Genomic DNA, 14,988 nt, shown 5'->3' with positions numbered 1-14,988 from the left:
GCGCAGCGGAGTAAAAGATACAGCGGACAGCCTGACCTTTTTTTAAAATTTTTATTTTAAAAAAGGATACGCCCAAAATTATATTACTTAAACCGCAATTGTAACCATATACCCTTCGGAACCACGGACATTAAAAACGGTTCCGTCTTCAAAAAGTAAATATTGCCCTTTTATTCCGGTAAGCTTCCCCTGAAACTGTGGTGTTTTATCTAAGCTCAAACTGTTTACCTTATTTGGATACTGCAAAACGGGGAAGTGCATCTCATACAAATCGTTTTTTTGCGAATAAAAATATTCCTGAACTTCGGTTGGAATAAGATTCTCAACCTTCAATCGTTCTGCGATTAAGTCAATTTGCTCCACATTGTTAGTCAGCATTTTTCTCCAATTGGTTTTATCGGCATAATAATTTTTCAATGCTACCTCCGTAATTCCTGCTAAGTATCTATTAGGGACTTCTACAATAGAAATGGCTTGGGTTGCGCCCTGATCAATCCATCGGGTTGGCACTTGCGACTTGCGGGTAACACCTACTTTGACTTCGCTGGACAAAGCCAGATACACAATATGCGGTTGCAATTGTACTTTTTCTTCATACGCTAAATCCCGATCCTGAATTCCAAGATGGGCAGTGCTTAATTCCGGTTTCATAATCCAATCGCCAACAGCTGCACTGGAATAGAAACAATCATAACAAAATCCCTGACGGAATATTTTTTTCTTCTTGCCACAATTCAAACATTGATATCCCACAAAATTGATTTCCAGTTCTTTATTCAACAACTGATTCACGTTTAAAAAACTATTCTCAAAAACCAAGTAATATTGAATTGGATTTCCAAATTCAGTTTGCATTTTTGTAAGTACACCTTCGTATGTCATTGTGATTAAAGTTTCCCGTTTAACACATCTAGTTAAACAAATTTTGTTATTTTTGGTAAAGTTATAACTCATAATTCATAATTCATAATTTAAAAATGCCACTAACCATAATCAATTCGTTTGCCTCTTGGGTTCTCAAACAAAGAATCCATCAGATCGAACTTTTCCTGAAATATCCAAACGAGGTTCAGGAAGAATTGCTCATGAATTTAATTCAGTCATCTAAAAATACTGTTTTAGGCAAACAATATGATTATGCTTCGATTCATTCCTATGCCACTTTTGCCGATAGAATTCCGATCTCTACTTACGAAGAATTACAACCATTGATTGAAAGAACCCGTAAATGTGAGCAGAATGTTTTTTGGGAAACACCGATAAAATGGTTTGCCAAATCCAGTGGAACCACAAATGCCAAAAGCAAATTCATACCCGTAAGCAACGAGGCCCTGGAAGGATGTCATTATAAAGGCACTAAGGATTTGTTGTGCTTGTATTTGAATAATAATGAAGATTCAGAACTGTTTCTTGGAAAAAGCCTGCGTCTTGGCGGAAGCTCTCAAATCTATGAAGACAACAATACGTTCTTTGGAGATTTATCTGCGATATTAATCGAAAACATGCCTATTTGGGCTGAATATAGCAGTACCCCGAGCAACAAAATTTCCTTGATGAGCGAATGGGAAACCAAAATTGCTGCGATTATAAACGAAACAAAAAACGAAAATGTAACCAGTTTTGCCGGAGTTCCTTCCTGGATGCTGGTTTTAATGAATAAAATGCTCGAAGAAACCGGAAAAGGAAATCTATTTGAAATTTGGCCAAATTTGGAAGTTTACTTTCACGGTGGTGTAAATTTTGAGCCGTACCGGGAACAATACCAAAAAATACTCCCAAAAAAAGATTTTAAATATTACGAAATATACAATGCTTCCGAAGGTTTTTTTGCCATTCAGGATTTAAATAATTCCAGTGATTTATTATTGATGTTGGATTACGGAATTTTCTATGAATTCATCCCAATGGATACTTTTGGCACACCAGATCAAAAAGTTATTCGATTAGCAGATGTGGAATTGTTCAAAAATTATGCTTTGGTCATTACCACCAATTCTGGTTTGTGGCGCTATTTGATTGGTGATACTGTTCGTTTCACCTCATTGAATCCATACCGAATTCGGGTAACGGGAAGAACCAAGCATCACATTAATGTTTTTGGTGAAGAATTGATGGTTGAAAATACCGATCAGGCTATTGCCAAAGCGTGCAAACTAACCCAAACGGAAGTGGTTGATTACACCGTTGCGCCTATATTTATGGAAGGCAAAGAAAAAGGTGCTCACGAATGGATGATTGAATTTAAAAACCCTCCAGCTGATGTATCACAATTCCAGAAAGCATTAGACGAATCCATACAATCTTTAAACTCCGATTACGAAGCCAAACGCTATAACAATATGACTTTGAATCCGCTTGTGATCAATGTAGCACGAAAAAATTTATTTTACGACTGGCTAAAAGATCGTGACAAACTAGGCGGGCAACACAAAATTCCAAGACTATCTAACCAAAGAGATTATTTGGAACAACTGAAAAGTATGCAGTTTCAAAGCGTATAAAAATGATGAGATGAAAAAAATTCTTTATATCCTGTTGACAGGAATTTTCTTGAGTTCCTGCGGACCACATAGAATGCGTTGTGGCGCCAGAGGAATTTGTAAATCTTCCGAAAAACAAACACTGGAAAAACCTGAAAAAATATTTAGCATTAAAGTATAAAAAAAGCTATCCAAAAATCATTTTTTGGATAGCCTTTTTTTATAATTATTAAAGTATTTTACTCCTAATCCATCATATCAATATGTCTGTCGTGGTAACCTAATAGGTATAAAACACCGTCGAGTCCTAAGCTGGAAATAGAACTTTCTGCTTTTTCTTTTACCGTAGGTTTAGCATGAAAAGCAATTCCTAAACCTGCCAAATTCAACATCGGCAAGTCATTGGCACCATCACCAACTGCAATAGTTTGGTTGATATGAATGCCTTCCTTATCAGCAATCGCCTGAAGGTATTCCGCTTTCTTTTTACCATCCACAATTTCACCTAAATAGTTACCTGTCAATTTTCCGTCTTTAATTTCCAATTCATTCGCATGAACATAATCAATACCTAATTCTTTTTGCAGGTACTTCCCAAAAAACGTAAAACCTCCGGACAATATAGCGGTTTTATAACCGTAATATTTCAAGGCCTTCATCAAGCGATGTGCTCCTTTAGTAATAGGCAGATTCTCAGCAACTGTTTGCAGTACCTCTTCACTCAAGCCTTCAAGCAAGGCCATGCGTTGCTTGAAGCTTTCGCTAAAATCGATTTCACCATTCATGGCTGCTTCTGTGATTGCTCTAACTTGCTCTCCCACACCCGCTAACTCTGCCAGTTCATCAATTACTTCGGTTTGAATCAGCGTCGAATCCATATCAAAACACACCAAACGGCGGTTTCTTCGGTACATATTATCTTCTTGAAAAGAAATATCCACATCTAACGTTCTGGAAATTTCCATAAAACTGGCGGTCATAAACGTTTTGTCGACAATCGTTCCTGTAACCGACAATTGTATGCACGAACGAGGGAATTCTTCTTTCTCAAGAATAGATACCCTGCCGGTTAATCTTTTAATTGCATCAATATTCAAATTTTGGTTGGATAGTATTTTGGTTACTGCCGCCAATTGTACAGCCGTTAAGGTTTCTCCTAAAACATTGATGGTGTAGCGTTGTTTGCGCTGCGCTTTGACCCAAATTTCGTAATCTGCAATGGATATAGGAATAAACTTGACTTTGACACCCAATTCGTATGCTTTAAATAACAAGTCTTTTAAAACTGGACCAGACGAAGAACCCGCTTTTATTTCAAATAAAATACCTAAAGAAAGCGTATCATGAATATCCGCTTGTCCAATATCTAAAATAATAGCATCATAATTCGCTAAGATGGATGTTAAACCAGCAGTGACTCCCGGTTTATCTTGTCCAGAAACTTTTAATAAAATTACCTCTATCTCGTCTTTTTGCATTTTATATATAATTGATTTAGAATATACAAAAATCGACAATCTGACGTTGATAAAAAATAATAATGTTCCTTTTTTTGAACAATAACAAATAGTGTAATTTCCCCATAAAAAAACCTGTTCAAATGAATGAACAGGTTTATATTTTTAAGAAAAATGCATTTTTTACGATGCAATCTCCAAACGCTTCAATAAATTTTTATTCAACGTTTCTTTAGCATAAGTTACGTCAATTTCTAATACTTTATCATCAGAACTAGGCAATTCATACATCGCATCGGTCAAGATAGCTTCACATAACGAACGCAATCCACGAGCGCCTAATTTATATTCTAATGCTTTATCAACAATAAAATCCAGTGCTTCATTGGTAATCGTGAATTCAACATCATCCATCAAAAATAATTTCTCGTATTGTTTGATTAACGCATTTTTAGGTTGTGTCAAAATTGCACGCAAGGTTTCTCTATCTAAAGGATCCATGTGTGTCAAAACTGGCAAACGACCAATAATCTCAGGAATCAATCCAAAATCTTTGATATCCTTTGGAATAATGTATTGCAACAAATTGTCTTTGTCAATATTGTCCACATTTTTTGAAGTAGAATAACCCACCGCTTGACGGTTCAATCGTTTCGAAATAATTCTTTCGATTCCATCAAAAGCACCACCGGCAATAAACAAAATATTTTGTGTATTTACCTCCACAAATTTTTGGTCCGGGTGCTTGCGTCCTCCTTTTGGTGGTACATTCACAACCGTTCCTTCCAATAATTTCAATAATGCTTGTTGCACCCCTTCACCGGAAACATCTCGCGTAATAGAAGGATTGTCACTTTTACGTGCAATTTTATCTATTTCGTCAATGAATACAATGCCGCGTTCTGCTTTGGCAACATCATAATCAGCAGCTTGCAAAAGACGTGTCAAGATACTTTCGACATCTTCCCCAACATAACCTGCTTCAGTAAGAACTGTCGCATCAACAATCGCTAAAGGCACATCCAACATTTTTGCAATGGTTTTAGCCACCAATGTTTTTCCTGTTCCAGTTTGTCCCACCATGATGATGTTACTTTTTTCAATCTCAACCTCATCGTCCAGTTGCTGTTGCATCAAACGTTTGTAGTGATTGTAAACCGCAACCGACATCACCTTTTTAGTTTGATCTTGTCCTATCACATATTGATCCAAAAACGCTCTGATTTCTTTTGGTTTCTTTAAAACCAAATCTCCAACCAGCTTTGAACTTCCACTAGATTTTATTTCTTCAAGAACAATCCCGTGCGCTTGTTCAATACATTTATCACAGATATGTGCATTGATCCCAGCAATCAATAATTGGGTTTCTGGCTTCTTTCTTCCACAAAACGAACACTCTAATACTACTTTTGCCATTTTTATAGTCTAATGTCATAAAGTCAAAAGTCGTAAAGTCTGAGCAATGCTTTTGACTTTCCAACTTTTGACTTTCGACTAATAATTTATCCTCTTACTAAAACTTCATCAATCATTCCGTATGCTTTTGCTTCTTCGGCGATCATCCAATAATCACGTTCGCTATCCGTATGAACCTTATCGAAAGTTTGTCCGGAGTGGTGAGAGATAATTTTATACAACTCATCTTTAAGTTTCAACATTTCACGTAAGTTGATTTCCATATCCGTTGCTACTCCTTGCGCTCCACCTGATGGCTGGTGAATCATTACTCTTGAATGTGGCAATGCCGAACGTTTTCCTGCTGCACCGGCACATAAAAGCACTGCTCCCATGGAAGCTGCCATTCCGGTACATATCGTTGCTACATCTGGTTTAATGTATTGCATCGTGTCATAAATTCCTAATCCTGCGTAAACGCTTCCTCCTGGAGAATTCAAATAAATTTGAATATCTTTAGAAGCATCGGCACTTTCAAGGAATAACAATTGTGCTTGAACGATGTTTGCAATTTGGTCGTCTATTCCTGTTCCAAGGAATATAATTCTGTCCATCATCAATCTGGAGAAAACGTCTAATTGTGAAATATTCAACTGACGTTCTTCAATGATATAGGGAGTCATATTTTTAGGAGTCATTGCGCCTACGATTTTATCGTAATACATAGAGTTTACGCCGTGGTCCTTTGTAGCAAATTTTTTAAATTCTTTACCGTAGTTCATATTTTTTTGTTCTAAGTTTTACGTTATATCTTGTCTATTTCTTTTAATGCAAAGGTCATACCTATTTACAAATGATGTCAATATGTCTTATTTGTAGCCCAGATGGGAGTAAAAAGCTTTTTGAATTCCGTTTTTAAGTTTTTTTATTCTTGCAAAGCGACTGAAAGAAGCTCTTGCAGGAATTTAAAAAACTAAAACGGAAGAAAAAACTTGTAACGTACAGCTGGATTGGCTCCCGCAACTAATTGAAACAAAAGAGCGTCAAAAAATATTTTTTCTGACGCTCAAATATAACTATTTTTTATTGTTTTGTATTTGTAATAGAATCTTAAAATTTGAAACAACTAACGAAATTGTTTCCGTCTTTTCAACTTTTGACTTTATGACATTTGACTTTACGACTAAAATTTATTCTCCGTAAGACGCTGCAATAAATTCGTCATACGTTACTTCTTTAGTGGTAGGATTTGCTTTTTCTTTGAATAATTCCAATAATTTTTCAGCAACAACTTGGTCCGAAAGTCTTTTCACTTCGTCTTGGTTTGACAAAACTCTTGCTACAATTCCTTGAACTTCTTCGTCAGTAGGATTTGTTTGTCCGAATTGTGCCATTTGCTGACGGATGTTTTTTGTAGTGAATGTTTTCAAGTCTTCAAAAGTGATTTTGATGTCAGATTGAGCCATAGCTCTACCTTCGATCAATTGAAAACGCAATCCTTTTTCAGAACGTGCATATTCAACTTCAGCCTCCTCAGGAGATAATTTTTTCTCCCCTACAGTTTGCAACCATTTTTTAAGGAATTCAGAAGGTAAATCAAATTTGGTGCTTTCGATCAAAAATTCCGTAACATCCCCTAATAATTTTTGATCCGCTTGTTGCGCAAATTGAGTCTCGGCATCTTCTTTGATTTTCGCTTTCAATTCTTCAAGTGAAGAAACAGTTCCAGCACCAAACAATTTGTCGAACAATTCTTGGTTCAATTCTGCTAATTCAGCCGTGTTGATCGCTTCGATTGTGAAGTTCACTTCAACCTCTAATCCGTGAACGTCATCATGACTTACTTTCATCACGTCCATCAATTGGTGGTCGTCTTCAAATAAACCTTTAGTATTTACAGTCACAACATCTCCTGCTTTTTTACCGATGAATAAATCAAAAATCGCTTTGTCTTTAAAAAGATCAGCAGCAATAGTGGTTGCGTTATTAATTCCTTTTTCTTCGTTTGCAAAAGTTCCCGTTACATCTGAATCTGCAGCAACAACTTCTTGAGGAATTGCAGTTCCAAATTGTTTTTGGATTCTTTCCAACTGGCCTTCAATCATTTTATCATCCGCTGAAACCACATATTTAACGATGTCATTTTTAGCTTCAAGATCCAATTCGAAATTAGGAACCAATCCTATTTCATATTCAAAAACCAATTCTTCAGTACTCCAGTCAAAGTCTTCGTTTACTTTAGCAAGCGGCGTTCCAAGAAGGTTTAATCTTTCTGATTGTACGAAACGCTCCAAAGCTAAATCTACCACTTTCTGAACCTCTTCCTGTTTGATTGCTTTACCGTATTGTTTTTCAACAAGATCTTTAGGCACAGCACCTTTTCTAAATCCTTTAACCGTTGCCAAAGGCATTTTTTCGTTTATTCTTTTTGCAACTTGTCCTTTGTAATCCATGTGAACAACAGTCATTACAATTGTTTCCGTCACAGCGTCTATTGCTACTCTTTTGATATCCATCTTCTTCTTTAATTTACATAATAAAATTGGACTGCAAAATTATAAAATTTTTGCAACCCAAACAAGTTTTTAGTCCCGAACCTTCGGGATTGAATTTTAGGCAGTTATTTGACAAAATCACAGGTTGGAAAAGGAAACTAATTTGGGCGTGTCCCTCCAGATTGCTTCGTCGTTCCTCCTCGCAACTACGGGTCAGACTGTACGTTCCCGCTTTTTATCGCCTGCCAAAAAAAGGCAGCCCATAAAAGAGCTCCACTGCCATCCTTCACGCGGATCGTGGTATGCGACATATAAAATTGCTTAGAAATTTTGACGAATTAGTGATAATTATGTTGGAATTTTTTCGTTTTAACAACAAAAATATTGTATGTTTACAATAAATTAGTTGCGCCATGGAGAAAGCCACACGTAGAACAAAGCCTTTCGACACTAAAAGAAGTGTCCTAAAAGCATCTGGTAATGCTGTAAATATTAGAAAATCTTTATTGACTTCCGATGGCAAGGAATATAAATGGAGCAATAAGCTCGAGCGTGTTAATGTCATCAGAGCTGGCATTCCATATGATTCAATTGAATTAATTAGCAAAAGGCTTAATAATCCCATTAAGTCAGTTCTGGCAATAGTTGGGATTCCACAAACTACATATAATAAGAAAAAAAGTGAACATTTACTTTTGGACAGTAGAAATAGTGAATTAGTGATTCTAATTAACGAGTTAATTGACTATGGCTTAGAAGTTTTCAATAACGAGGAAGAAAAATTTCAACGCTGGTTAAAAAAACCTAACTTGTCTATTGGGGGAAGTTCACCCGAAAATATGCTTGACACAATAACAGGCATTAACGAGGTTAAATTTAGTTTGAATCGCTTAGAATTCGGAAATTTAGCGTAATGATAGTATTTAGAATTGAACGTGAAAAATATTTAAGTACTACGTTAAATGGAATAGGTGCGTCGATTTCTGAAGGTTATCGGTGGAATAGTCTTAATACTCGAATTGTTTATACTGCTGAAACTAGAGCTCTGGCAACATTGGAAGTTTCTGTTCATTTAGATTTAAGCGAGGATTTACCCGATGATCGTTTTTATGTCGAAATTGAAGTACCTGATGGAATTACTATACAGGAAGTAAAGCTGGAAGATTTACCAAATGATTGGAATTCAAAACCACCATCTTTAACAACTCAAACCATCGGTGATGATTTCGTAAATTACAATGAAGCTGCCATTTTAAAAGTCCCTAGTAGTATCGTACCAAAAGAATTTAATTATTTAATAAACCCTGTTCATCCAGATTCATCAAAAATTAAGGTCGTTAGCACTTCAAAAATGATGTTTGATCAGCGATTAAAAAGTGTAAAAGAATAAATTACCGTTAACAGCAGGCAAAGCTCGGCAAAGCATTCATTAAAACAATAAATTTGTCGTACAAGCCATAAAATCCTAACAAAACCAGTTGTACAACTTACCAATAATTAAAATTAAATAGATTGACAAAGAATTTAAAATATCTTATTTTCCTTTTTCTGGCTTTTGGTCTGATGGTAAATGATGGTGCTTTAGATTCTCAATCAAATTCAGCAGATTATTATCAATTCTCGAACGTAATTCTAAGACGAGAATTAAACTGTAAGCGTTCAAAATTATACGTGTTCCATCAGATAAAACCAGATGGCTCGGAAATAAACTCAGTTTTCTCCTTAACAGATAGCGCGGTTTTGCAAACCGTGCCCATTCCAATTGGTAATTATAACACTTAGTCGGTAGGTAGCCGAAGAAATAAAGCTAACAAAACCATAAAAAAAACTGACATTAAAACGTAAAAAAGCTATCCCGCTTTAAGGATATAGCTTTTCTGACTTGTTTTATCTGCATTCGTTGGCGGGCACGGTTTGCAAAACCGCGCTATCCTTAGTGACACTATATCTGATAGGTCGGGTTTTAAATTGGTCAGAATATCCTCGGCACAATCACCGCCAGAAAACAGTATCATCCAAATGTTTTTAATAATATCTGAATACTGATAAGTCGCTAATACGGAACGACTTCCTAAATGGGAAGTAATCAATTTAGGCAATTGTAATTGTTCAAATTCTGTGGATATAAAATTTAATCCGCCAAAAGAGTTGATGTTTTCTAAAGATGTTGTAATTTTCACTTTGAGAGAGTTTCACTAAATTTAGTGAAATTTAACGGAAGAAAAAAGTCTTTAAAGCATTAGTTTTATTGACTTTTTACTCTTCCTGAATCTTTCCCTTGCGGATTTAAGGTATTTGAAAAAAAATGTATACTGATTTGCACACATGTCTATCTAATTTGAGGTAGCTTTGTCAAAGATGCATATACAAGTCAGCCATCAGCTTTAGGGACATTTCGGAAAACAACTAACAAACGAGTTAAACAAAAAACATAAACTATAATATGAAATTTTATACTCAAGAAGATGCAGAATTTTTAATACAATTTTTTACAAACATATTAGTTGGAACATCAATTGAACCGCCAAATGAAATTCTAATAACTGGTTTAGAATGGGAATTATATGAAGGTAATAACTATAGAGTAATTTGCAGAGTAAATCATTATCAAGGAGTGACAATTATTGATGATGTTGCTCACGTTGCGGAACTGCAAGGAATAGTTTCACCCGAAGAAGTATTAGCAAATAAGTAATAGCACAAACCGAAAGACCTACAGCAGTTTGGCACAATTTAAAAAACTAAGGAGACAACTATAACATAACACAATTTTATGGGACAAATTTTAGAAGGAATATGCACTAAATGCGATTATTCAGCAAATCTTTTGTTTGGGGGCAATCGTATAAATAATAAAGAACAATGTCCTGTACCAGCCTTAAATTTGGAAACCGACCAAATTGAGAGTGTTAATTATATTTTACATCAAAACAACCCGAATTATCTATTCTACACCAACAAAAACCTTAAAGGGATAAATAAAGAAAAACTTGTTTATCGCAATTTTGATTTAGAATTACACCCTTCAAATAATTTTTGCCCAAAATGTAAAAATTTATCACTAGAGTTTATTTCAAAATATCTTACAGATTAATTAAAACAAAACAACCAAATGGAAAAGAATTTAGAAGAAATCTATATCGGATATCAAAACGAACTAAGTAGACATTTGAGAGCTCGATATAATAAAAACGACGGTACCTATAATTTAATTGATGTAAGAAATGAATCTGTATTTTTCCTTTTAGTTTATAATTTTTTGATGATAAATAATTATAAAAATCAAACAGGAAAAATTATTGTTGAATTGACAAACGAAAGTAGAAATCTATTATTTAATGGTTTAAAATATTCTTTAAAAAACATTTTTAATGATGGCTTAATTGATGAAAATGAACTTAAAACAATTTTTTCACAATTTGATTTCATGCTAAAAAATGATTCAATAATAAATTTAATTAATGAACATTATTCAGATTTATATGATGATTATTCAACGAAAGTTCTTGATTTTGAATCGAAACAATTAAGTAAAAATGATATTCACGAATTAGCAGAAAAAATATACAGTTGCAAAAAATTTGGTTTTACTCCATATGAGTCCACAATATTTTTACAATCTCAATATTATAATATAGTTGATTTATATCTCAATTATGACAACTTAATTGATGCTAATGACATTGAACAAAAAGTAGACCTTACAGAAAAAATATCATCAATATGTGAATCCTTTTGTATTAGTCTAAATTCCATTCCTGAAAATGTTCGCTGGGAAAATTCAATTGAGCATATATCACAAATAACAACCATTCAAAAAGAATTAAACGATGTTCTTGAACTTCAATTAGCCGAAAGACATTTTTTAAATAATCCAAACCACTTTACAGCAATGTTACTAAAACAAGCTGAACATAAAATAAGAAATCAAAATAATAATTAAAACCCAGCCCCAGCTCGCCCCTGCTAGCGCGAGTGCAATGTCATTAAGTTAAGGATTTGTTATATTGCATCTTTCTGATTTTTAAGCACTACGGGGCTTAACCCGATGGCTCTGAAATACACTCAGTTTTCTCTTTAACAGATAGCGGTTTTGCAAACCGTGCCCATTCCAATTGGTAATTATAACACTTAGTCGGTAGGTAGCCGAAGAAATAAAGCTAACAAAACCATAAAAAAAACTGACGTTAAAATGTAAAAGCTATGCCGCTTTAAGGATATAGCTTTTCTGACTTGTTTTATATGCATTCGTTGGCGGGCACGGTTTGCAAAACCGCGCTATCCTTAGTGACACTATATCTGATAGGTCGGGTTTGTTCGTATTCTGTGCAAATGGATTTATATTTTGGGATACTAAGAGCAATATTTAACCCTTTTTACGGACTGTTTTATTTTAATAATCATAAAGCGAGTTTTGCCAGAACGAGTTTTAATTGTAGTTTAAATAACATATATTTACTCACTGTTTAACCAAATACAGTTCGTTTAGAGGGTTTTAGACGAACTGACGTTGTGCGACATGCGAAAAAAAAAATCGTACTAAACAACTTCATGCCTAAAAAAGATATACCTTTGTGATATCAAATTAAAACATATGAAAACAGTATCACTTAAAATAGATGATTCAATTTTCGGAGAAACCGAAAAAATTCTTTCAAGAATCAGTATTCCTAGAAATAGATATATCAACGAAGCAATTGAATATTATAATAAAGTACAGAAAAGACAAATTTTAGAAAAAAGACTTAAAGCCGAATCCGAATTAGTCAAAAAAGATTCAATGAACATTTTAAAAGAATTTGAAAAAATTGACTATGCAGATTAATCAATACGAAATTTGGATTGCTGACTTGAATCCACAAATAGGAACTGAGGCAGGTAAATCTAGGCCTGTTCTAATTGTTCAAACAAATTTGCTGAATAAAGTATCGCATCCCTCAACAATCGTTTGTCCAATAACTACAAACGTTGAAGATGATTCTGATATTTTAAGAGTTCATATTAAAAAGGGAATGGCAAATTTACATGAAGATTGCGACATAATGATTGATCAAATTCGAGCAATCGACAACAAAAGATTATTTAAAAAAGTTGGAAAATTGCCAACCGATTTAATTGAAAAAATAAAAGAAAATATTGCGATTATCATGGACCTAGAATAAGCACGATCGCACAACAGCCATTTGGCAAGATTGCGAATTTTGTGGTAAATTCACTTATACGTTTCGCAAGAAATTTTATCTTTAATGGAAAATATAAAGTTCCGAACTTCGCAACTGACGAGAAGCGGCGGAACTTTATATGATAGCTTAATCTCCTAAAAGAGAAGCTATAGTAGAAGCGAGAAAAACTTTGAAAAATATTCTATGAATAAAACAACTAATACACTGTTACTACTATTTTTAGCAGTCTTTATTTTATCCTGCCAGAATAACAAAAAAGTTCATACAGAGGTAAAACAAGTAAATCAAGATAGTTTAAAACTTCGTGAAATCATTGCTCAGAAGAAAAAATTTTTCCTTCAATATTGGGGAGGAATGACTACTAGTGAATTTCGTGAAGTAAATAAATTTTTGGTGTCTGAAGGGAAGTTGTCACATATCAACGAACAAGACAAGTACTATTATCAGGTGGAAAATTGCGGAACAGAGTTCTATCCTTATTTTGCGGACGGGAGATTATACGAAATCACATTATCGGCATCAGAATGTCTATACAAATTATTCCAAGAAAAATACAAATTACCTGCTCTAAAGAAAATAACTTACCAAGAAAAATCTGTTTGGGAGGACAATCCTAAATATAGCCCCGCAATGTCATATCTTGATGAAAATAACAAGTTAATACGATTACCAAATGCTTTTATAGATAGTTCTAATCTAGCAGGTTTAAAGGACGAAGAAAATAAAGGTATTAGTAGTGAAATGTACGTTCTACAGCAGGATTCAATTTCAGTTAAAACCTCTACCGCCGACATAATAATTTCACAACATCTTGAACAAAGTCAAATACACAAACCAAGTATAGAGTATTCTTTAGATAAGAGTCCTGAAATGGCTAAATATAGAAAAAGTGATGAGGGTGATAAGATGCTAGGTGGTTTATTTGCTACAAAACAATCAAGTTTTATTAACACAAATTCTAGATTTAGGAAAGTAATACCAAACACTGAGAACATTATCTACATAAGGTATATTTCAACGGAATACAAACATAAAAGAAAGTTGGATAATGACAAAAACGACGAACAACAAAAACTCTTAAAACAAAAAAAAGCTGAAAATGAAGCTATCAAGGAAATATAATATAACAGAGGAGTTAAGAAAAACTGAAGATTTCACCCAAAATTTTAAAATTAGAATAAAAACCTGAAATGAATAACTTAAATTTTAATACGGAAAGATTGAATTTGCGAACAATCGCAGAAAGTGACATTGATAACATTCACAAATTACATAGTTTGGCTGAAACTGATGAATTTAATACATTAGGAATTCCAAATAATATTAACGAAACCAAAATTATTGTCGAAAATTGGATTTTTAACAATAATTTGGAGAATAACAAGCATTTCTCTTTTGCGGTCGAATTAAATGGAGAAAAAGAATTTATCGGATTAATTGGAATAAATTTAGGAAAAGAAAAGTATAGAAATGCTGAAGTTTGGTTTAAATTTGATTCCAATTATTGGAATAAAGGTTATGCTACAGAAAGTTTAAAAAAGATAATAGCTTTTGGTTTTGAAACATTAAAACTTCACAGAATTGAGGCAGGTTGCGCGATCGGAAATATTGGCTCAATAAGTGTTTTAGAAAAAGTTGGAATGTCAAGGGAAGCGCATACAAGAAAATTGTTGCCTCTAAAATCAGGTTGGTCTGATAATTATGGATATGCCATTTTATGTACTGATTAAAAATAAAAATCCCCGCTAGCGCAAGCGCAATGTCATTAAATTAAGATTTTATACCAGCACCAGATGGCTCTGAAATACACTCAGTTTTCTCTTTAACAGATAGCGCGGTTTTGCAAACCGTGCCCATTCCAATTGGTAATTATAACACTTAGTCGGTAGGTAGCCGAAGAAATAAAGCTAACAAAACCATAAAAAAAACTGACATTAAAACGTAAAAAAGCTATTCCGTTTTAAGGATATAGCTTTTC

Annotated in this window: 18 protein-coding genes; 12 read left to right on the top strand and 6 right to left on the bottom strand. The window is 34.0% G+C overall.

Annotated elements, in window-relative coordinates:
* Positions 1-87: 87 nt before the first annotated feature.
* Complete coding sequence (locus EKL96_RS04320; RefSeq protein ID WP_126451741.1) at positions 88-882, bottom strand: DUF2797 domain-containing protein; 795 nt, start codon at positions 880-882, stop codon at positions 88-90.
* A gap of 95 nt (positions 883-977) precedes the next feature.
* Between EKL96_RS04320 and EKL96_RS04315 the strand changes: the two genes are divergently transcribed.
* Positions 978-2,501, top strand: coding sequence for a GH3 auxin-responsive promoter family protein (locus EKL96_RS04315; protein WP_126458641.1), 1,524 nt, complete (start codon positions 978-980; stop codon positions 2,499-2,501).
* 10 nt (positions 2,502-2,511) lie between these two features.
* On the top strand, positions 2,512-2,661 hold the full coding sequence (locus EKL96_RS14175) for a hypothetical protein (protein ID WP_158614834.1): 150 nt from the start codon (positions 2,512-2,514) through the stop codon (positions 2,659-2,661).
* A gap of 64 nt (positions 2,662-2,725) precedes the next feature.
* On the opposite strand, the gene serB is transcribed toward EKL96_RS14175, so the two are convergent.
* The 4 genes from serB to EKL96_RS04295 form a co-directional block, all read right to left on the bottom strand.
* Positions 2,726-3,958: a phosphoserine phosphatase SerB gene (gene serB, locus EKL96_RS04310; protein ID WP_126458638.1), complete on the bottom strand. Its 1,233-nt coding sequence runs from the start codon at positions 3,956-3,958 to the stop codon at positions 2,726-2,728.
* Positions 3,959-4,120: 162 nt separating this feature from the next.
* Positions 4,121-5,353, bottom strand: a complete 1,233-nt coding sequence (clpX, locus tag EKL96_RS04305) for an ATP-dependent Clp protease ATP-binding subunit ClpX (RefSeq protein ID WP_126458635.1) — start codon at positions 5,351-5,353, stop codon at positions 4,121-4,123.
* Between the two features lie 86 nt (positions 5,354-5,439).
* Entirely contained in the window at positions 5,440-6,114 is a 675-nt protein-coding gene (gene clpP, locus EKL96_RS04300; RefSeq protein WP_126458632.1) for an ATP-dependent Clp endopeptidase proteolytic subunit ClpP, read from the bottom strand.
* A 408-nt stretch (positions 6,115-6,522) separates the two neighbouring features.
* Positions 6,523-7,848, bottom strand: coding sequence for a trigger factor (locus tag EKL96_RS04295; protein ID WP_126458629.1), 1,326 nt, complete (start codon positions 7,846-7,848; stop codon positions 6,523-6,525).
* Between the two features lie 392 nt (positions 7,849-8,240).
* On the opposite strand from EKL96_RS04295, the gene EKL96_RS04290 reads away from it, so the two are divergent.
* The 3 genes from EKL96_RS04290 to EKL96_RS04280 all read left to right on the top strand — a co-directional run bounded on the left by EKL96_RS04290 (position 8,241) and on the right by EKL96_RS04280 (position 9,609).
* The gene (locus EKL96_RS04290; RefSeq protein WP_126458626.1) at positions 8,241-8,741 is read left to right on the top strand and encodes an antitoxin Xre/MbcA/ParS toxin-binding domain-containing protein; all 501 of its coding nucleotides are present in this window, start codon (positions 8,241-8,243) and stop codon (positions 8,739-8,741) included.
* Positions 8,741-9,217, top strand: coding sequence for an RES family NAD+ phosphorylase (locus EKL96_RS04285; protein WP_126451733.1), 477 nt, complete (start codon positions 8,741-8,743; stop codon positions 9,215-9,217). The genes EKL96_RS04290 and EKL96_RS04285 overlap by 1 nt, the downstream gene beginning before the upstream one ends.
* A 122-nt stretch (positions 9,218-9,339) precedes the next feature.
* On the top strand, positions 9,340-9,609 hold the full coding sequence (locus tag EKL96_RS04280) for a hypothetical protein (protein WP_126458623.1): 270 nt from the start codon (positions 9,340-9,342) through the stop codon (positions 9,607-9,609).
* A gap of 68 nt (positions 9,610-9,677) precedes the next feature.
* Here the strand turns inward: EKL96_RS04280 and EKL96_RS04275 are convergent, their stop codons facing one another.
* Positions 9,678-10,007, bottom strand: coding sequence for a hypothetical protein (locus EKL96_RS04275; protein ID WP_126458619.1), 330 nt, complete (start codon positions 10,005-10,007; stop codon positions 9,678-9,680).
* A 263-nt stretch (positions 10,008-10,270) separates the two neighbouring features.
* Between EKL96_RS04275 and EKL96_RS04270 the strand changes: the two genes are divergently transcribed.
* The 7 genes from EKL96_RS04270 (at position 10,271) to EKL96_RS04240 (ending at position 14,740) form a co-directional block, all read left to right on the top strand.
* Positions 10,271-10,522: a hypothetical protein gene (locus tag EKL96_RS04270; RefSeq protein WP_126458616.1), complete on the top strand. Its 252-nt coding sequence runs from the start codon at positions 10,271-10,273 to the stop codon at positions 10,520-10,522.
* Positions 10,523-10,600: 78 nt separating this feature from the next.
* Entirely contained in the window at positions 10,601-10,921 is a 321-nt protein-coding gene (locus tag EKL96_RS04265) for a hypothetical protein (protein WP_126458613.1), read from the top strand.
* An 18-nt stretch (positions 10,922-10,939) separates the two neighbouring features.
* Entirely contained in the window at positions 10,940-11,770 is an 831-nt protein-coding gene (locus EKL96_RS04260; RefSeq protein WP_126458610.1) for a hypothetical protein, read from the top strand.
* 651 nt (positions 11,771-12,421) lie between these two features.
* A complete protein-coding gene (locus EKL96_RS04255) occupies positions 12,422-12,652 on the top strand; it encodes a hypothetical protein (protein WP_066082045.1) in 231 nt (76 codons plus the stop codon).
* Positions 12,642-12,989: a type II toxin-antitoxin system PemK/MazF family toxin gene (locus tag EKL96_RS04250; RefSeq protein WP_126455663.1), complete on the top strand. Its 348-nt coding sequence runs from the start codon at positions 12,642-12,644 to the stop codon at positions 12,987-12,989. The genes EKL96_RS04255 and EKL96_RS04250 overlap by 11 nt, the downstream gene beginning before the upstream one ends.
* Before the next feature lie 204 nt (positions 12,990-13,193).
* Positions 13,194-14,132 (top strand): hypothetical protein, encoded by a 939-nt coding sequence (locus EKL96_RS04245; RefSeq protein WP_126458607.1) that lies wholly within the window; start codon positions 13,194-13,196, stop codon positions 14,130-14,132.
* 68 nt (positions 14,133-14,200) lie between these two features.
* Complete coding sequence (locus EKL96_RS04240) at positions 14,201-14,740, top strand: GNAT family N-acetyltransferase (protein WP_126458604.1); 540 nt, start codon at positions 14,201-14,203, stop codon at positions 14,738-14,740.
* Positions 14,741-14,988 lie beyond the last annotated feature (248 nt).

The sequence above is a fragment of the Flavobacterium sp. LS1R10 genome (genome assembly GCF_003968825.1).
In the GTDB taxonomy this organism is placed as follows: Bacteria; Bacteroidota; Bacteroidia; order Flavobacteriales; family Flavobacteriaceae; genus Flavobacterium.
Note: the sequence above shows the minus strand (reverse complement) of the source record. Positions and strands in the feature narration are given on the sequence as shown.

Coding starts and splice junctions, on each gene's coding strand:
- clpP (WP_126458632.1), bottom strand. CDS start 6,114: ATGAACTACGGTAAAGAATTTAAAAAATTTGCTACAAAGGACCACGGC.
- EKL96_RS04245 (WP_126458607.1), top strand. CDS start 13,194: ATGAATAAAACAACTAATACACTGTTACTACTATTTTTAGCAGTCTTT.
- EKL96_RS04255 (WP_066082045.1), top strand. CDS start 12,422: ATGAAAACAGTATCACTTAAAATAGATGATTCAATTTTCGGAGAAACC.
- EKL96_RS04260 (WP_126458610.1), top strand. CDS start 10,940: ATGGAAAAGAATTTAGAAGAAATCTATATCGGATATCAAAACGAACTA.
- EKL96_RS04240 (WP_126458604.1), top strand. CDS start 14,201: ATGAATAACTTAAATTTTAATACGGAAAGATTGAATTTGCGAACAATC.
- EKL96_RS04250 (WP_126455663.1), top strand. CDS start 12,642: ATGCAGATTAATCAATACGAAATTTGGATTGCTGACTTGAATCCACAA.
- clpX (WP_126458635.1), bottom strand. CDS start 5,353: ATGGCAAAAGTAGTATTAGAGTGTTCGTTTTGTGGAAGAAAGAAGCCA.
- EKL96_RS04315 (WP_126458641.1), top strand. CDS start 978: ATGCCACTAACCATAATCAATTCGTTTGCCTCTTGGGTTCTCAAACAA.
- EKL96_RS04295 (WP_126458629.1), bottom strand. CDS start 7,848: ATGGATATCAAAAGAGTAGCAATAGACGCTGTGACGGAAACAATTGTA.
- EKL96_RS04270 (WP_126458616.1), top strand. CDS start 10,271: ATGAAATTTTATACTCAAGAAGATGCAGAATTTTTAATACAATTTTTT.
- EKL96_RS04290 (WP_126458626.1), top strand. CDS start 8,241: ATGGAGAAAGCCACACGTAGAACAAAGCCTTTCGACACTAAAAGAAGT.
- EKL96_RS04285 (WP_126451733.1), top strand. CDS start 8,741: ATGATAGTATTTAGAATTGAACGTGAAAAATATTTAAGTACTACGTTA.
- EKL96_RS04320 (WP_126451741.1), bottom strand. CDS start 882: ATGACATACGAAGGTGTACTTACAAAAATGCAAACTGAATTTGGAAAT.
- EKL96_RS14175 (WP_158614834.1), top strand. CDS start 2,512: ATGAAAAAAATTCTTTATATCCTGTTGACAGGAATTTTCTTGAGTTCC.
- serB (WP_126458638.1), bottom strand. CDS start 3,958: ATGCAAAAAGACGAGATAGAGGTAATTTTATTAAAAGTTTCTGGACAA.
- EKL96_RS04265 (WP_126458613.1), top strand. CDS start 10,601: ATGGGACAAATTTTAGAAGGAATATGCACTAAATGCGATTATTCAGCA.